This is a genomic window from Exiguobacterium sp. s149 (genome assembly GCF_018618395.1).
Taxonomy (GTDB): Bacteria; Bacillota; Bacilli; order Exiguobacteriales; family Exiguobacteriaceae; genus Exiguobacterium; species Exiguobacterium chiriqhucha.
Window position 1 is genome coordinate 63203 of record NZ_JACSLZ010000004.1, and the last position, 24557, is coordinate 87759.

The window sequence follows — 24557 nt, forward strand, 5'->3', positions numbered from 1 at the left end:
ATCATGTCCTCCTTTCCAGTCACTGGAGCAACTGGGTGACGACGGCGGCCTGTTGGGCATCCATCCGTCCCAATATGTCGGCTTGTTGCTTCGGCGACAATTCCTTCAATAGGTTCGCCACTTGCGGACTCTCGAGTTCGTTCATGATGGCAGCGGCTTGTTTCGCTGACATCTCTTCATAGACACGAGACACGTCCGAGGTTTCTTCTTCGACCGCACTGGCCGTCGCCAATTCCGCGACGAGTCGGTCCCGTTCCTGAATCAACTTCGAGACTTCTTCTTGTCTAGCCTTCACTTCGTTCGTTAACTCGGCGTTATCGGCCCGAAGCTTCTCAATCTCTGCATTCGCCACTTTCAAGCGATTCGCGGCATCAGTATCCACCCCGGTCACGTTCACGTTCGTCTTCACTTTTTCTTCCGGCTCTTGTTTTGAACCGGTCTCTAGAAACGGGACCGATAACAACGGACGGTCCATCGCATAGTTCATGACGACAATCCCTCCAACGAGTAGAAAGATGGCCGGGACGAGAACGAGCGCGACCAATAGCTGTCTGCCTCGCTTCGTGTTGTCTTTTTCCATCGGTTTACTTCCCTTTCCCGTGATGAATCACTGCCAACTCATCGATGAAATGCTGTTCGATGAGCTTTGTCGCGGCCACTTCATTTTGACTGACTTTTTCATGCAACGTTACATATTTCTTTTCCTCAACGACTTTTCCGAGTAGACGTTCCTGCGACAAATGGTAGCGGTTGCGCGCCTGCTGGACAACGAGTTGCTGTGTCTCGATTTGGCGTTTCAACCGTTCGCGTGTCTGTTCACGGTATTGCGACATTAGCAAGTCGATGACTCCAGCTTGTTCGTCTTGACTCTTCATGAGCGACTCGTACGTCAATACGAGCCGATAGAGCGACTCCATCTCTGTCTCGAACCGCGCTTTATGTTGTCTCATCTCCGTCGCCGACTCTTCTTTCTCGTGTTCTGCGATTGGCATGATGCGCTCTAACAATAATCTGTTCATCGTTCACCTCGCACGATTTGGGCCAGGCGCTCGAGCGATTGCTCGAGCGGGGCCTCTTCTTCGATCGATTGCTTTAAAAACGTCAACAAGTTCGGATACTGCTCGATGGCAGTATCGATGGCCGGGTTCGTCCCTTTTTTATAGGCACCGATGTTGATTAAGTCTTCGGCATCCAAATAGGTGGCCAGCCACCCCCGGAACGTCTGCGCGACCTCCCGATGCATCGGCGTGGCAATTTGGTTCATGACGCGGCTGATTGACTTCAAGACGTGTATCGCCGGGAACTGCCCGCGGTTCGCGAGCGAGCGGTCCATGACGAAGTGTCCGTCTAATATCCCGCGCACCGCATCCGCAATCGGCTCGTTCATATCGTCCCCGTCGACGAGGACGGTGTAGAACGCAGTAATCGATCCTGTCACGGCGGTCCCGCTTCGTTCTAACAGTTGCGGCAGCATCGCAAAGACGGAAGGCGTATACCCTTTGGACGTCGGTGGTTCCCCTGTGGCGAGTCCGATTTCCCGTTGCGCCATGGCGAACCGGGTCACCGAATCCATCATGAGGACGACTTCTTTACCTTGATCGCGGAAGTATTCGGCGATGGCTGTCGCCGTATAAGCTCCTTTCAACCGCACGAGCGGCGGTTGATCGCTCGTCGCCACGATGACGACCGAGCGGGCCATCCCTTCTGGTCCGAGTTCTTTCTCGATGAACTCTTTCACTTCCCGGCCACGCTCTCCGATCAAGGCGATGACGTTGATGTCGGCCGATGATCGTTTGGCAATCATGCCGAGCAATGTTGACTTCCCGACGCCGGAACCTGCGAACAATCCGACCCGCTGTCCTTTCCCGACCGTCAAAAGACCGTCGATGACGCGAACGCCTGTCGAGAGGACGTCTAAAATGCGGGGCCGCTCAAGCGGGTTCGGCGGCTTACGAAGCACGTCGTAACGTGCGCCAGGCGTGTCACCCTCACCGGACAACGGACGGCCGAGACCGTCGAGTACTTGGCCAATCAACTCGTCGCCGACCGGTACTTGAAGCATCCGGCCTGTCCCTTTGACCATACATCCCGGTGCGATTTGCGTCGTTTCGCCGTAAGGCATGAGGAGGACGCGTGCCTCATTGAATCCGACAACTTCGGCTTCGACGTGTTGACCGGATGGTAGCTCGATTAAACAACGTTCACCGATAAAAGCACTCGGTCCATTCGACTCGATCATCAGACCGACGACCCGACAAACGCGTCCGACTTTTCGGACGTATTCGTCATCGGGCGAGGACACAATCGACTCGAGTACGCGGTCAATAAGCGCCATCGGCCAGGACCTCCTTGATTTTGGAGCGTACGCGGTCAAAGCTATAGCTCAAATCGAGCTCATCCCCGTGATGCGGGGTCTCAATCCTTACGCTCGTCTCATCCAAACCTGCATCCGCCCGGTATTTGATGCCCGGGCCGTCTGGGATGACCCAGTCCGCTTCAAAGCGTTGAATCGAGGCGAGTCGCGTTGGATGGACGTATACCGTCAATGATTCTGCATCGAGTTGACGGAGCAACTGTTCACGGACCCGGTCGGCGAACAACACCTCATCGTTTCGGACGAGTTCTGTCGTCACGCGAGCGCTGACCTCGACGGCGAGGGCGACGAGCTGTTGCTCGGCGTCCCGCCATTTCGTGTCAAACAACTGCTCGAGTTCGACGCTGACGGTGTTTAACCGGGTCGTCAATTCGTCATACTCGGCCTTGCCGTCCCGTCTTCCTTGGTCAAAGCCTGCTTCATAGCCTTCTTGCCTAGCCGACGCGAGCACTTCTTCCCTTAAGTCGGTGAGTTCTTGCTCCATCGCCGTGCGGCGCGCTTCGAGTTCGGCTGCTTGCTCGTCTAGCTGCGCACGTGTTTGGGCCAACCGCTCCCGCTCTTCATCCTGGTGTAGCGTACTCACCGGCTCGAGGAACGGCTTTGAATCAATCCGTTGCGGTTCGAGTGGTGTCGCATAGTGGCGTTTGATTACGTTAGACAACGATGTCATCTCCTCCACCGCGGCTGATTACGATTTCTCCGACGTCTTCTAGGCGACGGATGATGCCGACGATACGGCTTTGTGCCTCTTCGACGTCACGCAACCGGACAGGCCCCATGAATTCCATGTCTTCTTTGAACGTTTCGACCATTCGTTGCGACATGTTTTTGAAGATAATCTGTTTGACTTCGTCGGACGAGACTTTGAGGGCGAGCAAAAGATCGTCGTTCGCCACTTCGCGGATAATCCGCTGAATCGCCCGCGAATCGAGTGTAACGATATCCTCGAAGACGAACATCCGTTTTTTGATTTCTTCGGCCAATTCCGGGTCTTCGATTTCAAGCGCATCGAGAATCGTACGCTCTGTAGTACGGTCGACGCCGTTGAGCACTTCGACGACCGCCTCGATGCCACCGGATTGGGCATAGTCTTGCATATCCGTTTGGGACAAGTTCTTCTCGAGAATCTGTTCAATCTCATGAATCACGTCCGGGTTGAGTCGGTCCATCGTCGCGATCCGTTTGGCGACTTCCGACTGAATCTCAGGCGGGAGCTCAGACAAAATTTGTCCTGACTTGACCGGTTCGAGATGCGCCAAAATCAAGGCGATCGTTTGCGGATGTTCGTTTTGGATAAAGTTCAACAGCTGTTTCGGGTCGGCCTTGCGGGCGAACTCGAACGGTCGGACTTGAAGCGTCGAGGTGAGGCGGTGGATGAGGGCCATCGCCTTCTCTTCTCCGACCGCTTTCTCGAGCACCGTTTTCGCGAATCCGATGCCACCTTGCGTGATATAGCTCTGCGCCATAGCGAGCTCGTGGAACTCACCCATGATGGCTTCTTTTTGTTCGGATGATACTTTTTTCAACGCCGAAATCTGGAGCGTCAATTGCTCCATCTCTTCTTCGGACAGATGCTTGTAGACGCTCGCTGCCACTTCAGGTCCAAGCGAGATCATGAGCATGGCCGCTTTTTCTCGGTTCGGTTGTTTGGCGTAATTCACAGTACTCACTCCTCAGACATCCATGTACGGAGAAGTTTGGCGAACTCTTCAGGGTTGCTCTCTGCCAATTTCTCCAACTGTTTCTTCTTGACGGCCCCTTCGCCCCGTTCTTCGAGGTCGAGGTCCGGCACTTCGTCTTCATATGGGACTTCCCACTCGTTCGACTCGGCTACGGGTTCGCGGTTGCGCTTGCGCATCGCGAAGAACAAGAGCGCGAGCAAGACGACGGCACCGGCTGCGGCGGCATACATCCACCATTGCGTCGGTTGTTCGACCGCGGCCGCTTCTTCCGTTTCTGCGAACGGACGTGAGACGACGACGACTTTCTGTTCAAGTTCCGCCTCAGTGAGTGCCTCTCCAGTCTTGGCGAGTGACGTTCGGATAATCGAGTACATCATCGTCTCGAGGTCACCCTCGAGCTGAGGATCGATCGTCGTCGCCCCGTTCGGTGGTTCGACAATCAATTGGACGCCGAGGTCACGAATCGAGTACGGTGCGTTTTGAATCTGTTTCGTAATTCGGTTGACTTCATAATTGATGATTTCATGATTCTTTTCGCTCTCTTCTTCCCCGGTGCCCGTGGCAGCCGGGAAATTGACCGTATCGTTCTCGGCCGTGCCGGCAGCGGTTGCTGCGCCGGTTCCGCCCGTATATGCCTCAGCAATCCGTTCCGCCGAAGTGACGATGCCTTCCATGCTGTCCTCGTTGACAGGTGTCACAAGGTTTTGCTCTTCAGCAGATTGCGTCGTGTCGATATCGGCCGTGACCGAGACGAGCACGCTTCGTTCCCCGAGCAACACCGACAACATTTGTTGAATCTGTTGACGAACGTCTTTCTCGACTTGGCGTTTCAAGACGAGCGGGTCGGTCGATGATCCACCGGCCGTCGTCGTCTGGTCTAAATCGTAATACGTGAAATATTGGTCCATGACTGAGATATTTTCAGGTTTCAAGTTAGGTACGCTCTTACTGATTAAATGATAGAGCCCTTTCACCGTGGCCGGCTCAAGATTCGTACCAGCTCCTAAATTTAGGACGATGGAGGCCGTCGGTTCACCTTGATCTTCGGCCAAGAAGACCGATTTTTCTGGAATCGAGATGATGACTTTCGCCTGGTTGATCCCTTCGATTTGCGTGATCAACCGTTCGAGCTCGGTCTGCATCGCGCTCCGCTCGATGACGGCCATCTCACGGTCCGTCGTTCCGAAGCCAGCGTTCTCGCTGAAGAAGCTATAATCGATTGCTCCCGATTTCGGGATGCCTGCTGCCGCCAGACTGACTTTCAGTTGGTCGACTTGCTCACTCGGCACGTAGACGCTGACACCGTTCGAAGTCGCTTTAATCTCAGCCTTCACGCCGTCGGCCGTCAGCTGTTCCGTCACCTCGCCCGCCTCTTGGGCGGACAGGTTCGTATAGAGCGGGGCCATGTTCGGACGCGACAGCCAGACGGTCAAGAGCACCGCGACGAGAAGCACGCCGGCGATGACGAGACCCCAAATGATTTTACGGTTCGTTTTTATCGTTTGAAGCGAACCGGTCAGTGAACCGAATCGTTCTTTTAACTTTTCATTCATCGCTACTCGTCATCCTCTACTTTAAACTTGCATTCGCATCATTTCTTGATAGGCCTCGACTGCTTTGTTGCGCACCTCTATCGCGAGTTGCATCGCAATCGACGACTCTTCACTTTGTATCATGACTTGATGTAAATCGGCCTTGCCGACGGCGAGGTCGGCTCGGGCCGCGCTCGTCGCTTGTTGGACGTCATTTAACGAGCGCATGGCCTCGTTCAAATACGTTCCGAACTGGGACGGCGTCTCTTTCACCGCCGGCGCGACCGTCGGCTGTGTGCCCATCAATTGAATCGGGTTGATTTGCATGTATCGTCACTCCTTATCCTTTGCCAATTTCCATCGCTTTGACGAGCATCGCCTTCGTGGCGTTCATCGCGGCGATGTTCGCCTCGTACGACCGCGTCGCCCCCATCAAGTCGACCATTTCTTTCAATAGGTCGACGTTTGGCATCTGGACATAACCGCGGTCATCCGAATCAGGATGACTCGGGTCATAGACGAGCTTGTACGGACTCTCATCTTCCACAATCTGTGAGACTTCGACGCCGCCGCTGACAGCGGACAGCTGTTGGCGAAACGGCGCTTCCTGCATCACGGTCATTTTTCGTGTATACGGTTGCCACTCCCCGTCGACGAGTTTGCCGCGTGTCGTCTGGGCGTTCGCGATGTTCGCGGACACCGTGTCCATCCGTAACCGCTGCGACGTCAGTGCCGTCGCCGAAATATGAAAACTATCAAACATGCCCATCGTCAACGTCCTCCTCTAATGACGGTTTTGAGTCCGCCGAGTCGGCGGTTCAACTGTTCCATCATCGCTTCATATTGAAGCTGGTTCCGTGCCAATTCGCTCATCTCGTAATCGAGATCGACGTTATTGCCGTCACTTCGCATCGCACCTCCGGCCCGATCCGTGATCGTCGTCGCCGCGCGCTCGCTCGGACGACCGCCTGCCAGCTTGAGACGCATCTCGTTGTTCAGCGTCTGTTCGAACACGGCTTGCTTCGCCCGGAAGTTCGGGGTATCGATATTCGATAGGTTATGGCTGATGACTTTTTGATTTACGACCGAATGATTGATCGCTTGCTTCATTAATTGATAGTCGCTGCCAATCCAATTCATGCGTTTCACTCGCTTTCACTAAAAGAATGCATGTATATACCTTATTTGGAAAATCCACTATTTCATTGAAACAAATCTGTAACAGTCTTGAAAGATATTTTTATTAAAACAGGTAAATGCTGTCTTCTGTTTTTGTCGAATTTACGACGAATTCTGAAAATAATTACTTTTGCACTAAAAAAAGTCGCCCCCATTACATTGGGAGCGACTTTGTAAGTCGAAAGTCCTATATCGTTAGGCTTTCTGATATTCATCAAGTAAATCTGATTTATTTCAGTTCGATTTCAACTTCTGTAATTCAAACAAGAAGTTATCATTCAATATCTTAATATACGTTCCTTTCATCCCGAGTGAACGCGACTCGATGACACCCGCACTTTCCAATTTACGGAGCGCGTTGACGATGACCGAACGTGTAATTCCCACACGGTCGGCAATTTTGGAAGCAACTAGTAAACCTTCATTGCCGCCAAGCTCTTCGAAGATGTGCTCGATCGCTTCAAGCTCAGAATACGAGAGCGAATTGATCGCCATTTGGACGACCGCTTTTTTACGGGCTGACGCCTCGGCTTCGGCCGCTTTCTCACGAAGAATCTCCATCCCTACGACCGTCGCGCTATATTCGGCCAAGACGAGGTCGTCTTCCGTGAACTCGTTGTTGAGCCGGCCGAGCACGAGTGTACCGAGACGCTCGCCGCCACCGATGATTGGAACGATCGTCGTCATCGAGTCGAGGAACAACTCACGGTTCTCGACCGGGAACGCCGTGTACTCACTGTCGATGCCGATATTTTCCGTCGTCTCTTTGACGTTGAACAAGTTCGAGGCGTATGGCTCCGGGAATTGACGGTCGACCAAGAACGCCTTCATGCGTTCGTTCTCGATTTGTTGTTTGATGGCAAAACCGAGCAAGCGGCCCCGACGACTGACGATGAACGTGTTTGCTTCGAGTACTTCGCGCATCTTATCCGCCATTTCTTTAAAGTCTACGTGTGCGCTTGCCTCTTGTTGAAGCATCGTGTTCAATTGGCGTGTTTTGTCTAGTAAGTTCATAATTCTTATTTTCCTCCCTGTATGTGCATACAGAATCTTATAGTATAAATTGGCTAAGGTCTCGATCTTCCGCAATCGAGCCGACTTTCTCTTTGACATAGGCCGGTGTGATTTGAACATGCGTTTGCGGCATGTCGGCCGCCTCGAACGACAAGTCTTCAAGGACGCGCTCCATGATCGTGTACAAGCGGCGGGCCCCGATGTCATCCGTCTCTCGGTTGACGTGCGTCGCAATGCGCGCAATCTCCTCGATGGCCGGATGCGTGAACTCGACGCTAATCTCCTCCGACTCGAGGAGTGCCGTGTACTGCTTGATGAGCGCCTGGGACGGTTCCGTCAAAATCTTAACGAAGTCCTCCTCGGTCAGGCTGCTCAGTTCAACACGAATCGGGAACCGACCTTGCAGTTCAGGAATCAAGTCGGACGGCTTCGCCATATGGAACGCTCCGGCGGCGATGAAGAGCACATGGTCCGTCTTGACCGGACCATACTTCGTGACGACGGTCGATCCTTCGACGATCGGCAAGATGTCACGCTGGACGCCATCTCGTGAGACACCGGCATGGTCTTGAGACTTCGTCGCAATCTTATCGATCTCATCGACGAAGATGATGCCCATCTGTTCACTGCGGCGCACGGCCTCGTCATGAACCTCGTTCATATCGAGCAAGCTTTCCGCTTCCTCGGCGATGATGAGCGGACGTGCCTCACGGACCGGCAACTTGCGTTTCTTCCGTTTCTTCGGCACGATTTGCCCGAGCATGTCCTGCAAGTTCGATAACCCTTCCATACCTTGCCCTTGGAACAAGTCGACGGTCTGCTTCTCCTCGAGGTTGACCTCAATCAATCGCTCCTCGAGTTCACCGAGTTCGAGCAAGCGACGCAACTGTGCGCGGTCGGACGACTGCGTGTTAGTCGGCTCCTCGGTCTTTTGGGTTTGGCCGCCGAACAGCGCCTCGAACGGGTTCGAAGCAGTGGTCGGTTCGACTTTTGCCTTCCCTTGCAAAGCGTCGAGGATGCGTTCCGTCGCAGCGACTTCGGCTTGCTCTTTCACGCCTTCCTTTTTCTCTTCCTTCACGAGACGGACCGATGCTTCGACGAGGTCACGGACCATCGATTCGACATCGCGGCCGACGTAGCCGACTTCCGTGAATTTCGTGGCCTCGACTTTGACGAACGGCGCGCCGACGAGTTTGGCCAGGCGGCGTGCGATCTCCGTCTTCCCGACACCGGTCGGTCCGATCATCAAGATGTTCTTCGGTGTCACTTCATCACGCAGGTCGGCACTCAACTTTTGGCGACGGTACCGGTTGCGGAGTGCGATGGCGACGGCGCGCTTGGCATCCTTTTGTCCGATGACGAAGCGGTCTAGCTCCGCTACGATTTGGCGTGGTGTCAGTTCACGTTTCATTCAGAATCGCCTCCGATCGTTTCTACGATGACTTGGTCGTTTGTATAGACGCACAACTCTCCGGCAATCTCAAGAGCGGCGCGGGCTATGTCTTCCGCTGATTTCTCAGGCGAATGGCGCACGAGCGCGCGCCCGGCAGCGAGCGCATAGTTCCCGCCCGAACCGATCGCTAAAATGCCATCATCCGGTTCAATCACTTCGCCGTTCCCAGACACGAGCAGTAGGTGCTCACGGTCCATGACAATCAAGAGCGCTTCGAGTTGACGGAGCATCTTATCCCCGCGCCACTCTTTGGCCAGCTCGACGGCCGCACGCGGCAAGTTTCCGTTATACATCTCTAGCTTTGATTCAAACTTCTCGAACAGGGTGAATGCGTCGGCAACGCTTCCGGCGAATCCGGCGACGACTTTACCGCCGTAGAGACGTCTTACTTTTTTGGCCTTGTTTTTCATGATGACGGCGTTTCCGAACGTGACTTGTCCATCCCCGCTCATAGCACCATGCCCGTTGTGACGAACTGCGAAAATCGTGGTTGCGTGAAACATCTGATGACCTCCTACTTTCTCGGATGTGTGGCTTGATAGACCGCTCGCAAGCGTTCCGTCGAGACGTGGGTGTAACGCCCCGTCGTCGAGAGCGACTCGTGGCCGAGCAACTCTTGGACGGCACGGAGGTCGGCCCCGCGCTCGAGCAAGTCCGTCGCAAAACTATGACGGAGCGAGTGAGGCGTCAACGGCTTATGCAGGCCGCCTTGTTTCCTCAGACGCTTCATGACGTAGCGAATTTGGTCTGTTGTCACTCGATTCCCTTTTTGACTGAGGAATAATGCCGTTTCTTGGGGGGAAGCGCATGTTCGGCGTGCATCGAGATAACGATTAAGCGCCTCGATGGCGAACTGCCCGATTGGAATGTAGCGTTCTTTCTTCCCTTTCCCGACGACATGCACGAAGGCGAGTTCGGCATCGTAAGACGACACGTCCATCCCGCACAACTCGGCGACGCGCATGCCTGTCCCGTATAGCATCTCGACGATGGCGACATCACGGGCCCTCAGGAACGGATCATCTTGTCCGTCCGCGGTCGCGATGAGCTGTTCGACCTCGCTCGGCACGGCGAACGTCGGAAGCGTCTTGCGCCGCTTCGGTGACGTCAGGCCGTGGAACAGTGGATCGACACCCGTCTCCCGTGCCACAAATTTCCCGAATTGTTTGAGGCACGACACTTTTTGGGCGACCGTCGTCGTGGCGTTGTCCGTCTCATAAAGGGCATATAAATAACGCCGCGCCGACTGCACATCATACGGATCTTGATGTGTCGATTGGCAATAAGCGGCGTACTGGTCGAGCGTCTGCTCGTAAGAGCGTTTAGTATGAGGAGACAGTCGGCGTTCGACTTGGCAATAGCGCAAAAATGACTGTTGATCGTCACCGAATCCCATTCTCTCGCCCCCTCGTTTTCAGCTTAAAAACGCATGTTCCCGTCAATTCGAAATTAGCATAGCACACACCGTCAGAGGTGACAATAGATAGCCCTTCAATAATCTGAAAATTTTCAAAGTGTTGTACAAATTACACAATTGAAATTTAAATTCACAAAAAAGGAGCCAAAAAATGGCTCCTTTCCCTTAAATCTCTTTATATTGCTGAATCGTTTCAAGGGCACGGTTCGCATAACGTTCGTACCGTTCTTGTTTCTTCATTTTCTTCGGCGCATCTTCTAGCGACGGCACGAGCCCGAAGTTTGCGTTCATCGGTTGGAAGTGTTTGCCGTCCGTCGTCGTGATATAGTGCGCCATCGAACCGAGCATCGTCTCGCGTGGCAAGACGACGAGTTCTTCACCGGCAATCAGTTTCGCTGCGTTAATCCCAGCGAGGAGCCCTGACGCCGCCGATTCGACGTACCCTTCCACACCGGTCATCTGCCCGGCGAAGAACAACGTGTCGCGTGTCCGCGCCTGATACGTCGGTTTCAACAGGCTCGGCGAGTTGATGAACGTGTTCCGGTGCATGACACCGTAGCGCACGATCTCCGCGTTCTCGAGACCTGGGATGAGTTGAAGGATGCGTTTCTGTTCGCCCCATTTGAGGTGGGTCTGGAAACCGACCAAGTTGAACAGCGTGCCGGCCGAGTTGTCTTGACGTAACTGCACGACCGCGTGCGGACGTTTGCCCGTCTTCGGATCTTCAAGGCCGACCGGTTTCATCGGTCCGAACAAGAGCGTCTTCTTGCCGCGTTGGGCGAGGACTTCAAACGGCATGCAGCCTTCGAAGTAAATCTCTTTCTCGAACTCTTTGAGCGGGACGACTTCTGCTTTGACGAGCTCGTCGTAGAACACGTCGAACTCTTCTTCCGTCATCGGACAGTTGAGGTACGCCGCCTCACCTTTGTCGTAACGTGATTTCAAATAGACCTTGTCCCGGTCGATCGTCTCGCCGTCTAAAATCGGTGCCGCGGCGTCGTAGAAGTACAAATAGTCTTCACCAGTGAACGCTTTGAGCGAAGCCGAAAGGTCAGGCGATGTGAGCGGACCGGTCGCCATGATGACGATCCCGTCCGGAATCGCCGTGATCTCTTCGTTGTGCACGGTCACGTTCGGATGGTTTTTCAACGTGTCGGTCACGAATCCTGCGAAGTCGTGACGGTCGACGGCGAGAGCGCCGCCGGCCGGTACGCTCGCCGTATCCGCCGCTTTCAAGATGAGCGAGTCGAGCGTACGCATCTCTTCCTTCAAGACACCGACCGCATTTTGGAGCCCGTTCGCCCGGAGCGAGTTCGAGCAGACCAATTCCGCGAATTGGTCCGTATGGTGTGCCGGCGTCTTTCGCACCGGTCTCATTTCATACAAATCGACTTGAATCCCGCGCTTCGCGAGTTGCCAAGCCGCCTCGGAGCCGGCGAGGCCCGCTCCGATTACAGTTACACGTTGCTGCAAAGTTAATCCTCCTCTAACTGATGTACCTCGGCATGGGTACAGTTCGTACATTGATATTTCACGCCGTCTTTGATTTTTTTCTCGACCATCATCTTACCACATTCCGGACACGGTTTCGCGACCGGTTTGTCCCATGAGACGAACTCACAGTCTGGATAGTTCGAGCAGCCGTAGAACAGACGACCTTTTTTACTGCGTCGTTCGACGACTTGTCCGTCTTTGCAGCTCGGACATGGGACGCCGATCTCGACTTGTACCGGTTTCGTGTTCGTACAGTTCGGGAAGTTCGAGCACGCCATAAATTTACCGTAGCGGCCCATTTTGATGACCATCGGCGCACCGCATACTTCACAGTCGATGCCAGCCGGTTCATCTTTCACTTCGATCTTCTCGATCTCGGCCTCGGCCCGTTTCAAGCGTTTCTCGAAACTGCGATAGATTGGGGCAACGACGTCGGTCCATTGGACTTCCTCGTTCTCGATCGAGTCGAGGAGCGTCTCCATGTCGGCCGTGAACTGTACGGTGATGAAATCGTTGAAATACTCGTCAATCATCTCGATGACAAGTTCACCGAGCTCCGTCGGGACGAACTTCTTCTCTTCGAGGACGACGTAACCACGTTTTTGAATCGTGTCGAGCGTCGGTGCATATGTCGACGGACGACCGATCCCGAGCTCTTCCATCGCCCGGACGAGCCGTGCCTCGCTATAACGCGGCGGCGGTTGGGTGAAGTGCTGTTTCGGCTCGATCGTGTCGAACTTGACGAGGTCGTCGACTTCGAGCGGTGGGAGCAACCCTTCTTTCTCCGGGTTCGTATCTTCGATATCATCATCTTTCGATTCGATATACACTTTCATGAAACCTGGGAATTTGACGGTCGACCCGTTGGCACGGAAAATCATGCCGTTCGATTCGACGTCGATTTTTACCGTGTCGAGGATGGCCGGCGCCATTTGGCTCGCCACGAGACGTTCCCAAATCAACTTGTACAGTCGGAGCTGGTCGCGTGACAGGTATGCTTTGACCGAGGCCGGGTCACGTAACGCCGACGTCGGACGAATCGCTTCGTGGGCATCCTGAGCGTTCGCGGCCTTCTTTTCTTTTTGTTTCTGCAATGCGACATACTCTTCACCGAACGTGGACTCGATATACGATTTCGCTTCTGCTTTCGCCAAATCTGAGATCCGTGTCGAATCGGTACGCATATACGTGATCAAACCGACGGTACCTTCTTTCTTACCGAGGTCGATCCCTTCGTAAAGTTGTTGCGCGAGCATCATCGTTTTCTTGGCACGGAAGTTGAGCTTACGGGCCGCATCCTGTTGGAGCGAACTTGTCGTAAACGGGAGCGAGGCGTTCCGCTTCCGCTCTTTCTTCGTGACATCGATGACTTTGAACGAGTCGTCGATCGCGTTGAGCACCGCGTCGGCATCTGCCTCGCTCTTGAGCTCCAGTTTCTTCCCGTCTTTCCCATAAAACGAGGTCTCGAACAATTCGCCTTCATGGTTGAGCATGAGTTTGATCGTCCAATACTCTTCTGGGTCGAAGGCGTTGATTTCCCGCTCCCGGTCGATGATCATTTTGACGGCCACTGATTGGACACGTCCGGCCGATAAGCCTTTTTTGACTTTCTTCCATAATAATGGGCTCATCCCGTATCCGACGAGACGATCCAAAATTCGCCGCGCTTGTTGGGCGTCGACGAGATCATGGTTGATTTTACGTGGGTGCTTGAATGACTCCTTGATCGCATCTTTCGTGATCTCGTTAAAGACGACCCGACATTCTGTCGTTTCGTCGACACCGAGGGCACGCGCTAGATGCCAGGCGATCGCTTCCCCTTCGCGATCCGGGTCAGCCGCGAGAAAGATTTTCGTCGCTTTTTTGGCTGCCGTCTTCAATTCTTTCAAAACTGGGCCTTTGCCACGGATCGTGATGTACTTCGGTTCAAAGTCATGTTCCACGTCGACACCGAGTTGACTTTTCGGTAAATCGATAACGTGACCCATTGACGCTTTGACCGTGTAATTCGATCCTAAATAACGTTTAATTGTCTTTGCTTTCGCCGGTGATTCGACGATCACCAAATATTTTGCCATACATCTGCTCCCCTTTTAGAGGTCGTTTTAAATCCCTACCATAATATTCATGTTGTCGCTCGTTTGTCAACGTCCAATCCTTGAACGCATTAGAATTTGGTCGGAAGTCGTCAATGGAATCGCCCCGTCCTCAATCAATCGATTCGGACCTGCCGCGAGCGGATCAAGCGGGCTTCCGGGTACCGCAAACACCGTCTTTCCTTGCTCGAGCGCATGTCCGACCGTATTCATCGTCCCGCTTTTGTGACGGGCCTGGATGACGACGAGTCGATCGGCAAGTCCGCTGACAAGACGATTTCGTTCTAAAAATTGAAATTTTTTGACAGGTGTTTCCGGTGTGTATTCCGTGAGGAGTAACCCGTGTCGCGAAATCCGCTCGAACAAGGGGGCGTGGACCTGTGGATACAAGTGCGAAAAGCCCGCTCCGAGGATGGCGATGGTCGGCCGGTCATGATCGAGCGACAGCTCGTGACGAGACCGTCGATGCCGAGCGCCCCACCCGAGACGGAGACAGTTTCTTCTATTAAAGGACGGAAATGTTCGACAAGTCGACGGCTGATGCGATTCAATTCACGGCTTCCGACCAATGCGGTCGTTTGTTGATGTAGTACCTCTAAATCGCCTCGATAAAACAAACAATACGGCGGATTCGGGATGTGGAGCAGCGCGGACGGGAACAATTCGTCCTCCCACGTCAAAAAACGATCGTACGTGACCGTGGAACGAAGCGCCCGTTCGGCCTTGCTCCGGACGCGCGGATGGAACTGATGCATGTTCATATGCGTGTGAGACAAGTAATGATGGACGAACTCGACCGGCAACCGTTCGGCTGCGAATCGAGCGATTGTTTGATTCATCACAATCACCTCTAAAAAATGAGGGATGCTGCGCATCCCCCATTCCGAATGGTTTACGTTGTCGGTTGACCCGTCACGCAAGCTTCATACAAACCTTGTTGTTTCAACACCCGGATGAGTGTCTCTCCGATGACGGCAGGCGTCTCGGCGACTTCAATCCCGTTGGCGTTCAACGTCTTGATTTTCTCAGCGGCCGTACCTTTTCCGCCCGAGATGATGGCGCCGGCATGGCCCATCCGTTTGCCTTCAGGGGCTGTTTGACCACCGATGAAACCGATGACCGGTTTCGTCATGTTCGCCTTCACCCATTCCGCAGCCTCTTCTTCAGCCGTTCCACCGATTTCACCAATCATGATGACCGCTTTCGTGTCCTCGTCTTCATTGAACGCTTGGAGCGTGTCGATGAAGTTCGTGCCGTTGACCGGGTCTCCACCGATTCCGACAGCTGTCGATTGTCCGATTCCAGCAGTCGTCAACTGATGGACCGCCTCATACGTGAGCGTCCCTGAGCGCGAGACGATACCGACGTGGCCTTTCGTGTGGATATAGCCTGGCATGATACCAAGTTTCGCTTCCCCTGGCGTGATGATCCCCGGGCAGTTCGGTCCGATGAGACGGGCCGGTTTGTCCTCGAGGTAACGCTTCACTTGAATCATATCGATGACCGGGATACCTTCTGTGATACAGATGATCAACTCGATACCGCTATCGGCCGCTTCCATAATCGAATCGGCTGCGAATGCAGGTGGCACGTAGATGATTGACGCGTTCGCGCCAGTCGCTTCGACTGCCTCGGATACCGTGTTAAAGACCGGTACGCCGTCAAGGACGGTCGTGCCACCTTTACCAGGTGTCACTCCTCCGACCAATTTCGTGTTATATGCCAGCATCTGTTCGCCGTGGAACAGACCTTGTTTCCCCGTGATCCCTTGAATGATCACTTTTGTATCTTGATTCGCCCAAATACTCATGTTGTTTCCCCCTTATCGAACGAGTGCCGCGATTTTTTCTGCACCGTCAGCCATCGAGCTGGCCGAAGTGATCGCAAGTCCAGATTCATCGAGAATGCGTCGTCCCGCATCCACGTTCGTACCTTCTAACCGAACGACGAGTGGTAAATCGAGACCGATTTCTTTCGTCGCCGCGACGATACCTTCAGCAATGATGTCACACTTCATGATGCCACCAAAGATGTTAACGAAGATTCCTTTGACTTGGTCGTCTGACAAAATCAATTTGAACGCTTCCGTTACTTTTTCTTTCGTTGCACCGCCGCCTACATCGAGGAAGTTAGCGGGTTCGGCGCCGTAATGCTTGATGATATCCATCGTCGCCATGGCCAAGCCAGCCCCGTTAACGAGACAACCGATGTTGCCATCGAGCGCGATATAGCTAAGGTCGTGTTTTGACGCCTCGACTTCACGCGGATCTTCTTCTGTCGTGTCGCGAAGGTCGACGATGTCTTTATGACGATAAAGTGCGTTGCTGTCGAAGTTGAGCTTCGCATCGAGTGCGATGACGTTGCCGTCTTTCGTCGTGACGAGCGGGTTGATTTCCGCAATCGTGCAATCTGTCTCGACGTACACTTTATACAATTTCATGACCATGTCGCTGAATTTGTTGACGAGTTTGGTCGGCACTTCCATCTTGAACGCGAGACGGCGTGCTTGGAACGGACGGAGTCCGACGACTGGGTCGACGACTTCTTTATGAATCTTTTCAGGTGTATGTTCAGCGACTTCCTCGATGTCCATACCGCCTTCTGATGAACCCATGATGACAATTCGGCCGATCGAACGGTCAAGCACAAGTCCTAAGTAAAATTCTTGGTCAATGGCAGAGCCTTCTTCGATGTAAAGGCGTTGCACGACTTTTCCTTCTGGTCCAGTCTGATGCGTGACGAGCGTCTTGCCGAGAATCTCTGACGCGTACTGTTTGACTTCTTCATCTGACTTCGCAAGTTTGACACCGCCGGCTTTCCCGCGGCCTCCTGCGTGAATCTGAGCTTTGACAACTTTTAGTTCACCGTCTAGCTTGGCGGCGGCTGAGACTGCTTCTTCAACCGTGAACGCTGGATAGCCCGTAGGTACGGCCACTCCAAACGCCCGAAGCAATTCTTTCGCCTGATACTCATGGATATTCATTTCGTTTCCCCCTTAGTCCCCTTTAATATCGGCACGTCTATTGTAACGAAAAACTGAAAGCGCTGTCTATCGTTCTTGCTTTATGTTTTCATCTTTTTTTCACATCTACCCCTAGACATCTTCGATTTTTCCTTGTTCCATCTGATAAAGAAACACGAAAAGCTCGGCGATGACCTGATATAGGTCGTCTGGAATCTGCTCTTCAATCTGTAGGGCGGACAAGAGTGACAGTAAGGCCGGGTCCTCATGAATCGGCACCCCGTTCGCTTGCGCGAGCACGAGCATGCGCTCGGCGACGAGTCCGCCCCCTTTGGCGACAACGCGCGGTGACTCCATCGATTGCTCATAGGACAAGGCGATGGCTTGTTTGCGATCGGTCATACGCGTTGGTCCACCTTTCCGAGCGGGGCGAACGTGTCCGGTACCGTTGCTTCCTGTTTTGGTTCGAACGAGAAGCGGGACAGCTCATAGCCACTAGCTACGAGTGCGCGCCCGAGCAACGGCTCATAGGCGTTGACGAACGGACTCAAGTCATGTTGCTCGTTGAACACTTTAACCGACACGTGCCGCTTCTGGACGAGCAAATCGATGCCCGTCTCTCCATATTTCGGGGTCTCGAGGAATAGAACGATGCGGGCATGATCAGAGTCGATGACCTCGCCTTTCGGCGCCTCGAGACGGAACCGCACTTGTTCAAACGGTCCTAAATGCGGTATGTGAAATGCTTGAACGACGAACGGCGGGGCCTGCACGGCGTTGAACGTCTCCTGGGCCCGGACGAACTGTTCGAACTTCGGGTCGCCTTTCGCTTTGAACAGCTCGACGACGAGTTGCTTCACGTCAGCACCGGCCCCGCTCTCGAGCAGTTGCCGGCCTTGCGCCTGGAGCGGCTCGGGCGTAGCGAGTGGTTGGCGCGCCAGACGCCCGAGCTCGCTGCCGAGCTGGGCGAGCGGTGACCGCGCTACTTGCGCGAGCGCTTCTGCTTGTTGCGGCACGACCTTCAAGACGAGTTTCGGCTCGAGATCCGTGACGACCATTTTGTACGTCACGTTCTCTTTGACGTCGGCGTTCACCCCGACCCGGAACATGCCTTGCGGCAGCTGCATGACCGCCTCGCCGCCGGGCAACAGTTGGAGTACCCGACCGACGACCGTATTGCCGACGAGCAGTTGCCGTGAATTTTGTTCGGTGACCTTGAACGGCAGGACGCCTTGGTGATCGATGCGCATCGTTTCCCCTCCTACATCTGTTTAATCGGTGCGAACGACTTCCGGTGAATCGGTGTGATACCGTGTTCCGCGAGGCCGGTCAAATGGTCTTTCGTGCCATAACCCGCATTCCGTTCGAACCCGTACCCGGGATAGAGGATAGCGTAATCCTCCATCATGTTGTCGCGAACAACTTTTGCGACGACGCTCGCCGCCGCGATTGAGACACTCCGGGCATCCCCTTTGATGAGTGACTGCTGCGGGATGTCGAGGTCGAGCCGCATCGCGTCAATCAACAGCGCATCGACCGTTCCGAGCTGCCGGACCGCTTCCACCATCGCCAGTTTCGTCGCCTCATAAATATTGACCTGGTCGATCACGTCAGCGTCGACGATGCCGACACCGACCGACGCCTTGTCCATGAGGATGCGGTATGCCAGTTCCCGCGCACGTTTTGACATCTTTTTCGAATCGTTCAGGCCGGGATGATAAAACCCTTCCGGCAAGATGACGGCCGCCGCGACGACTGGCCCCGCGAGCGGCCCTCGACCGACCTCGTCGACACCACCGATGAGACGGAACCCTTGGGCCTTCCACTCGTCTTCGAATGTCTGACGGGCCGTATAATCGGCACGGAGGGCATGTTCTTGTGCGAACTGTCGCTCTCGTTGCCGGATGAGCGTCTGGACGCCCGCCCGCGGGTCGCCTTTCAACTCGGCCCGTACCTGCTCCCACTCTTCATATCGGACCGTCTGTAGCCGTTGTTTAATCGCTTGAATCGTCATTCCGTTCCTCCTATTCAAAAAAGCCCTGTTTGCACAGGACTTCACGCCATGTCATGGTCGGCCGGCGTCTCTAGGGAGACGCGTCCGATTTTCTCATGACGCAGTTCGTTCAATAGTAATTCGCTCGCTTTCTCGAAATCGACGTAGCCGCCGCTAACGAGTCCACGTTTCTTCCCAATCAATTCGAGCAGTTCGACGGCATCTTCCGGCAGTTGATCGATTTTGAATCGTTCTTTCAACTGTTCCGGATAGCGGGCCGACAGCTCGCGGGCCGTATAGAGCGCGATATCATCAAGGTTCAAGATATCATCCTTGATGGCACCGGTCGCCGCCAAGCGATAGCCGACCATCTGGTCCTCGAACTTCGGCCACAGAATTCCAGGCGTGTCGAGCAGTTCCATCTCGCCGCCTTTCATCTTGATCCATTGCTGACGCTTCGTGACACCCGGACGGTCGCCGGTGACAGCGATGTTGCGTCCAGCGAGACGGTTGATGAGTGTCGACTTGCCGACGTTCGGTATGCCGATGATGAGCGCGCGGATTGGACCGGGGTTTCGGCCTTTCTCACGCATGCGGTCATGCTTCTCTTGCATGAGCTTCTCGGCGCCCGACATGAGCTGCTTCAAGCCTTTGCTATGTTTCGCGTCGACGGCGACGACCTCGATGTCATCGCGCTTCAAGGCGCGGAGCCAGGCGTCGGTGACGACCGGATCGGCCATATCGGCTTTATTCAAGACGATGAGACGCGGTTTGCCTTCCGTGATCTCATCGACCATCGGGTTACGGCTCGATTGCGGAACACGTGCATCGACGAGTTCGATGACGACATCGATGAGCTTTAACTTTTCTGTTACTTGTCTTCGTGCCTTGGCCATGTGGCCAGGGAACCATTGAATTGCCAAACAAACACCACCTTATTCTTGTACGGTCCCGAAATCGCCGAGCGGCCAGAACACGAAGTTCGTTTTGCCGACGACGTCCTCTTTCGGGACAAAGCCGATTTCACGGCTGTCTTTCGAGTTTTGACGATTGTCACCCATGACGAAGTACGAGCCTTCAGGAACGACCGTCTCGCCCGTCACTTGTTCGAGCGTAAAGTTTTCGGTAAGAGGAAAACCGTTCATCTGTGCCTTAAAATCCTCTAAATACGGTTCTTCGACCGCCTCACCGTTCAAGTAGAGCGTATCGTCCCGATATTCGAGCGTGTCGCCAGGAATGGCGATGACGCGTTTAATATAGTCTTTCGATTCTGTCGCGTGGAAGACGATAATATCGCCTCGGTCGAGCTCACCGACGTAGTTCGAGATTTTGCTGACGATCATGCGATCGGCATTTTGGAGCGTCGGCATCATCGACTCTCCTTCGACGATGACAGGTACAAAGATGAACGTCCGGATCACGAACGCGATGACGAGCGCAACGACGATCGCCTTAAGCCAACTGAACACTTCTTTCAACTTGCCTCACTCCTCTGTCCGTTTGAACTTATTGTACTAGAAAAAAAGAAGCTTGTCGCAAGCGACAAGCTTAATCCCCATCTTAACGACGGATTTCTTTAATACGTGCTGCTTTACCGCGAAGGTTGCGGAGGTAGTAGAGTTTCGCACGACGGACTTTACCGTAACGAACGACTTCGATTTGCGCGACACGTGGTGAGTGAAGCGGGAATGCACGCTCAACACCTACGCCGTAAGAAATCTTACGAACTGTGAATGTTTCGCCGATGCCGCCACCCTTACGCTTGATGACTACGCCTTCGAAGATCTGGATACGCTCGCGCGTTCCCTCTACGACTTTAACGTGGACACGTACTGTGTCACCAGGACGGAAAGCAGGTACGTCTGATTTGAATTGTTCTTCTGTGATTTCACGGAACAGTTTTTGTGTGTTCATGAATAGTTCTCCTTTTTCTTCAATGTTCATATCTTCATCTGCCCAAGCATCCAACAGCGGAACATCGGTAATTGGTGGGGTTAACCCACATGCTCAAACATAGCACAATTCGGTCAATCGCGCAACGATTCAATGAATTTTTTATCTGCCTTCGACAGTTCAATGCGCTCAAGCAGGTCCGGTCGCCGGCGATACGTGCGCAGGAGCGACTGCTCTCGGCGCCACGCTTCGATTTTGGCGTGATTGCCCGACAAGAGCACGTCAGGCACTTTCAGACCACGGAACTCCGCGGGGCGTGTATAGTGCGGATACTCGAGTAGCCCTGTCGAGAACGAGTCATCTTCATGGCTCGCCTGATCCCCGAGCACTTCCGGGATGAGACGGACCGTCGCATCGATCATGACCATCGCGGCGAGCTCACCGCCGGTCATGACGAAGTCACCGATTGACACTTCGTCCGTCGCGAGCTCGTCATGAATCCGTTGATCGAACCCTTCATAATGGCCGCATAAAAAGATCAAGTGTTCCTCGGTCGCCCATGCTTCCGCCATCTGTTGGTCGAAACGGCGTCCAGTTGGCGTCGTGACGATGACGCGGGGACGCTTCTTATTGATGGCGTCGAAGGCGTCAAAGATCGGCTGTGGGGTGAGCAACATGCCCGCCCCGCCACCGTACGGGTAATCGTCGACCTTATGGTGTTTGTTCGTCGAGAAGTCACGGAAGTTCGTGAACGCCATCTCGACTTGTCCGAGTGTACGGGCCCGTCCGACGATTGAATGATTGAGCGGGGCGAACATCTCGGGGAATAACGTTAAAACATCAATCTTCATCGTCAATCATTCCCGGAATCGGGGTGATGACGACACGTTTCGCCTCGACATCGATGTTGCTCACGACCGATTCGATGTACGGGATGAGCGCGTCCGACTTGCCAGGGCGTTTGATGACCCAGACGTCGTTGGCACCAGTCTCGAAGATATCGTCGACGACACCGATGACCTCACCGTCGACGACGGCCTCGCAACCGATAATCTCGTGATAGTAAAACTCATGCTCCGGTAACTCGTGGACGTGCTCGACATGAACGTATAGTTTCATCCCTTTATACTTCTCGACGAGATTGATATTCTCAAGCCCTTTGAACGTCACGAGATGGAACTGCTTATGCGGACGATACGTCGTCACCTCGAACGGGAGCTTCTTGCCATCGACGTCCAAATAGAGCGTCTCGCCTTTCTTGAAGCGTTCGGCTGGGAAATCGGTCGCGGCGAGCAACTTCAGTTCCCCTTTCAAGCCGTGGGTATTGGCGATCTTACCTACGTATAACCATTCCATTGTTGTGCCTCCTCAAAAAAATGGGCCGACCTCATAAAAGGTCGGCCACATCCTTACTTCGCGTTTTTCGCGTTGTGGAATTTCTCCATGATCCCTGCTTTAGAGAACAAGTTACGTACTGTGTCAGATGGCTTCGCGCCGTCTGCCAACCATTTGAGAGCGAGTTCTTCGTTGATGCGAACTTCTGCTTCTGGTTTTGCAACCGGGTTGTAGTGACCGAGTTGCTCGATGAAACGGCCATCACGTGGTGAACGTGAATCAGCTACAACGATCCGGTAGAAAGGTGATTTGTTTGCGCCCATGCGCTTGAGACGAATTTTAACTGCCATGGTAATATACCTCCATCATGTGTTTAAGAATTGACAACTTTAATAGTATACTGTTTTTTTGCCCGACTGACAAAAGTTTTCTTAGAAGAACGGAAGGCCGAGACCTTTTTTCTTCCCTTTCATTTGTCCTGACATCTGCTTCATGAGCTTCTTCATGTCATCGAACTGTTTGATGAGACGGTTCACTTCCTGGATGGAACGACCGCTCCCTTTTGCGATCCGCTTGCGACGACTCGCGTTGAGCACTTCAGGATTGGAGCGCTCATGCTTTGTCATCGAGCGAATGATCGCCTCGACATGATCGAGTTGCTTCTCGTCGATTTGGACGTTCTTCAACCCTTTCATCTTACCTGCACCAGGTAACATCGAGAGCAATTCGTCAATTGGGCCCATGTTTTTCACTTGACCCAACTGCTCGATAAAATCATCGAACGTAAACGATGCATCGCGAATTTTGCTTTCAAGCTCCTTCGCAGCATCTTGGTCCATCTGTGACTCGGCTTTTTCAATGAGTGTGAGCACGTCCCCCATCCCAAGAATCCGTGACGCCATGCGTTCCGGGTGGAATGGTTCGAGGGCATCCAACTTTTCACCGAGACCGACGAACTTAATCGGCGCTCCCGTGACTGCCTTGATTGAAAGGGCTGCCCCACCACGTGTATCACCATCGAGCTTTGTGAGCACGACGCCGGTGATTCCGAGTTTCTCATTGAAGCTGTCGGCCACATTGACCGCATCTTGACCCGTCATCGCATCGACGACGAGGAAGATTTCATTCGGTTTGGCAATCGTCTTCACGTTTTCGAGTTCGCCCATGAGCGTCTCGTCGATGTGAAGGCGACCGGCCGTATCGATCAACACGAAATCGTGATGATTGGTTTTGGCGTACTCGAGCGCTTTTGTGACGATTTCTTCCGGCTTCACTTGGTCGCCAAGTGAGAACACCGGTAAATCGAGTTGCTTGCCGAGTGTCTCGAGCTGTTTGATGGCCGCAGGCCGATAAATATCTGCCGCGACGAGAAGTGGACTCCGGTTATGCTTTTTGCGAATCAAGTTCGCGAGCTTCCCGGTCGTCGTCGTTTTCCCCGCACCTTGTAACCCGACCATCATGACGACTGTCGGTGGTTTTGGGTTAAATGTGATCGGGACGACGTCGCTTCCCATCAAAGTCGTTAGCTCTTCATGAACGATTTTGACAACTTGTTGGCCCGGTGTCAACGATTTCATGACGTCTTGGCCGATGGCCCGTTCTTTCACGTCGTTGACGAACTGTTTGACCACTTTGAAGTTGACATCGGCTTCAAGGAGAGCGAGACGAACTTCTCTCATCATCTCTTTGACATCTGCTTCGGAAATTTTACCTTTCCCCCGCATTTTCGCCAGTGTCGATTGCAACCGTTCGGATAATCCTTCAAATGCCATGCTTCAGCCCCCTACTCTAAATTCTCAAGCGCCGAAATCGTTTCCGTCGCATCGGGCGAATGCTCGACTTGACGTTTGAGCGTCTGAAGCAGTTGTTGCCGCTGTTCGAATTTGTCGAACAAGGCCAACTTCTCCTCATACTGCTCAAGCATCGCTTCGGTACGCTTTATGTTATCGTAGACCGCTTGACGGCTGACTTCAAACTCTTCCGCAATCTCTCCGAGCGAGTAGTCATCTAGGTAATAAAGAGACATATAGTTGCGCTGCTTCGGTGTGAGTAGTGCTTGATAAAAATCGAACAAGTAGTTCATTCGATTCGTCTTTTCGAGCGACATGACCTCCACCTCCACATGTTAAGTGA

Annotated in this window: 28 protein-coding genes and 1 pseudogene; all 29 read right to left on the reverse strand. The window is 53.6% G+C overall.

All coding sequences use genetic code 11. The annotated features are described in order from the left end of the window. Positions 1-19 precede the first annotated feature (19 nt). Entirely contained in the window at positions 20-580 is a 561-nt protein-coding gene (locus KNP81_RS06945; protein ID WP_021067123.1) for a MotE family protein, read from the reverse strand. 4 nt (positions 581-584) lie between these two features. Then, positions 585-1019, reverse strand: coding sequence for a flagellar FliJ family protein (locus KNP81_RS06950; RefSeq protein ID WP_214719435.1), 435 nt, complete (start codon positions 1017-1019; stop codon positions 585-587). Then, positions 1016-2335 (reverse strand): flagellar protein export ATPase FliI, encoded by a 1320-nt coding sequence (gene fliI, locus KNP81_RS06955; RefSeq protein WP_214719436.1) that lies wholly within the window; start codon positions 2333-2335, stop codon positions 1016-1018. Before fliI ends, KNP81_RS06950 begins: the two co-directional genes overlap by 4 nt. After that, positions 2322-3044 carry a FliH/SctL family protein gene (locus KNP81_RS06960; RefSeq protein WP_214719437.1) on the reverse strand — a complete coding sequence of 241 codons (723 nt, stop codon included), beginning with the start codon at positions 3042-3044 and terminating at the stop codon, positions 2322-2324. The genes fliI and KNP81_RS06960 overlap by 14 nt, the downstream gene beginning before the upstream one ends. Continuing rightward, positions 3028-4035, reverse strand: coding sequence for a flagellar motor switch protein FliG (gene fliG, locus KNP81_RS06965; protein WP_021067119.1), 1008 nt, complete (start codon positions 4033-4035; stop codon positions 3028-3030). The genes KNP81_RS06960 and fliG overlap by 17 nt, the downstream gene beginning before the upstream one ends. 5 nt (positions 4036-4040) lie before the next feature. Further along, positions 4041-5609 (reverse strand): flagellar basal-body MS-ring/collar protein FliF, encoded by a 1569-nt coding sequence (fliF, locus tag KNP81_RS06970; protein ID WP_214719438.1) that lies wholly within the window; start codon positions 5607-5609, stop codon positions 4041-4043. 21 nt (positions 5610-5630) lie between these two features. After that, a complete protein-coding gene (gene fliE, locus KNP81_RS06975; protein ID WP_214719439.1) occupies positions 5631-5915 on the reverse strand; it encodes a flagellar hook-basal body complex protein FliE in 285 nt (94 codons plus the stop codon). A gap of 13 nt (positions 5916-5928) precedes the next feature. Further along, positions 5929-6357, reverse strand: coding sequence for a flagellar basal body rod protein FlgC (gene flgC, locus KNP81_RS06980; RefSeq protein ID WP_021067116.1), 429 nt, complete (start codon positions 6355-6357; stop codon positions 5929-5931). 2 nt (positions 6358-6359) lie between these two features. Beyond that, positions 6360-6728, reverse strand: a complete 369-nt coding sequence (flgB, locus tag KNP81_RS06985; protein WP_131433917.1) for a flagellar basal body rod protein FlgB — start codon at positions 6726-6728, stop codon at positions 6360-6362. Between the two features lie 273 nt (positions 6729-7001). Beyond that, positions 7002-7781, reverse strand: a complete 780-nt coding sequence (gene codY, locus KNP81_RS06990; protein ID WP_016508279.1) for a GTP-sensing pleiotropic transcriptional regulator CodY — start codon at positions 7779-7781, stop codon at positions 7002-7004. A gap of 37 nt (positions 7782-7818) precedes the next feature. Then, the gene (gene hslU / locus KNP81_RS06995) at positions 7819-9192 is read right to left on the reverse strand and encodes an ATP-dependent protease ATPase subunit HslU (RefSeq protein WP_214719440.1); all 1374 of its coding nucleotides are present in this window, start codon (positions 9190-9192) and stop codon (positions 7819-7821) included. Beyond that, entirely contained in the window at positions 9189-9737 is a 549-nt protein-coding gene (gene hslV, locus KNP81_RS07000; protein ID WP_021067113.1) for an ATP-dependent protease subunit HslV, read from the reverse strand. The genes hslU and hslV overlap by 4 nt, the downstream gene beginning before the upstream one ends. An 11-nt stretch (positions 9738-9748) precedes the next feature. Beyond that, positions 9749-10630: a site-specific tyrosine recombinase/integron integrase gene (gene xerA, locus KNP81_RS07005; protein ID WP_214719441.1), complete on the reverse strand. Its 882-nt coding sequence runs from the start codon at positions 10628-10630 to the stop codon at positions 9749-9751. A 186-nt stretch (positions 10631-10816) separates the two neighbouring features. Further along, positions 10817-12124 carry an FADH(2)-oxidizing methylenetetrahydrofolate--tRNA-(uracil(54)-C(5))-methyltransferase TrmFO gene (gene trmFO, locus KNP81_RS07010; RefSeq protein ID WP_251128877.1) on the reverse strand — a complete coding sequence of 436 codons (1308 nt, stop codon included), beginning with the start codon at positions 12122-12124 and terminating at the stop codon, positions 10817-10819. Between the two features lie 2 nt (positions 12125-12126). Further along, positions 12127-14223, reverse strand: coding sequence for a type I DNA topoisomerase (gene topA / locus KNP81_RS07015; RefSeq protein WP_214719443.1), 2097 nt, complete (start codon positions 14221-14223; stop codon positions 12127-12129). A 66-nt stretch (positions 14224-14289) separates the two neighbouring features. Continuing rightward, positions 14290-15116: pseudogene (dprA, locus tag KNP81_RS15450) on the reverse strand (DNA-processing protein DprA). 17 nt (positions 15117-15133) lie between these two features. Further along, positions 15134-16051 carry a succinate--CoA ligase subunit alpha gene (gene sucD, locus KNP81_RS07025; RefSeq protein ID WP_021067108.1) on the reverse strand — a complete coding sequence of 306 codons (918 nt, stop codon included), beginning with the start codon at positions 16049-16051 and terminating at the stop codon, positions 15134-15136. A 12-nt stretch (positions 16052-16063) separates the two neighbouring features. Then, positions 16064-17224: an ADP-forming succinate--CoA ligase subunit beta gene (gene sucC, locus KNP81_RS07030; protein WP_021067107.1), complete on the reverse strand. Its 1161-nt coding sequence runs from the start codon at positions 17222-17224 to the stop codon at positions 16064-16066. 111 nt (positions 17225-17335) lie between these two features. Continuing rightward, a complete protein-coding gene (locus KNP81_RS07035; RefSeq protein ID WP_214719444.1) occupies positions 17336-17605 on the reverse strand; it encodes an EscU/YscU/HrcU family type III secretion system export apparatus switch protein in 270 nt (89 codons plus the stop codon). Next, complete coding sequence (locus KNP81_RS07040) at positions 17602-18453, reverse strand: hypothetical protein (protein WP_214719445.1); 852 nt, start codon at positions 18451-18453, stop codon at positions 17602-17604. The genes KNP81_RS07035 and KNP81_RS07040 overlap by 4 nt, the downstream gene beginning before the upstream one ends. Before the next feature lie 11 nt (positions 18454-18464). Beyond that, complete coding sequence (locus KNP81_RS07045) at positions 18465-19217, reverse strand: ribonuclease HII (RefSeq protein WP_214719446.1); 753 nt, start codon at positions 19215-19217, stop codon at positions 18465-18467. A gap of 41 nt (positions 19218-19258) precedes the next feature. Next, positions 19259-20119 carry a ribosome biogenesis GTPase YlqF gene (gene ylqF / locus KNP81_RS07050; protein WP_131433895.1) on the reverse strand — a complete coding sequence of 287 codons (861 nt, stop codon included), beginning with the start codon at positions 20117-20119 and terminating at the stop codon, positions 19259-19261. 12 nt (positions 20120-20131) lie between these two features. Beyond that, positions 20132-20674, reverse strand: coding sequence for a signal peptidase I (gene lepB / locus KNP81_RS07055; protein ID WP_214719447.1), 543 nt, complete (start codon positions 20672-20674; stop codon positions 20132-20134). Positions 20675-20756: 82 nt separating this feature from the next. Continuing rightward, positions 20757-21110, reverse strand: coding sequence for a 50S ribosomal protein L19 (gene rplS / locus KNP81_RS07060; protein ID WP_021067101.1), 354 nt, complete (start codon positions 21108-21110; stop codon positions 20757-20759). 113 nt (positions 21111-21223) lie between these two features. Next, complete coding sequence (trmD, locus tag KNP81_RS07065; RefSeq protein ID WP_214719448.1) at positions 21224-21940, reverse strand: tRNA (guanosine(37)-N1)-methyltransferase TrmD; 717 nt, start codon at positions 21938-21940, stop codon at positions 21224-21226. After that, a complete protein-coding gene (rimM, locus tag KNP81_RS07070; RefSeq protein WP_214719449.1) occupies positions 21930-22445 on the reverse strand; it encodes a ribosome maturation factor RimM in 516 nt (171 codons plus the stop codon). The genes trmD and rimM overlap by 11 nt, the downstream gene beginning before the upstream one ends. A gap of 53 nt (positions 22446-22498) precedes the next feature. After that, the gene (gene rpsP, locus KNP81_RS07075; RefSeq protein ID WP_021067098.1) at positions 22499-22774 is read right to left on the reverse strand and encodes a 30S ribosomal protein S16; all 276 of its coding nucleotides are present in this window, start codon (positions 22772-22774) and stop codon (positions 22499-22501) included. A gap of 81 nt (positions 22775-22855) precedes the next feature. Continuing rightward, on the reverse strand, positions 22856-24196 hold the full coding sequence (gene ffh / locus KNP81_RS07080; RefSeq protein WP_021067097.1) for a signal recognition particle protein: 1341 nt from the start codon (positions 24194-24196) through the stop codon (positions 22856-22858). A gap of 11 nt (positions 24197-24207) precedes the next feature. Continuing rightward, entirely contained in the window at positions 24208-24531 is a 324-nt protein-coding gene (locus KNP81_RS07085) for a putative DNA-binding protein (protein ID WP_214719450.1), read from the reverse strand. Positions 24532-24557 lie beyond the last annotated feature (26 nt).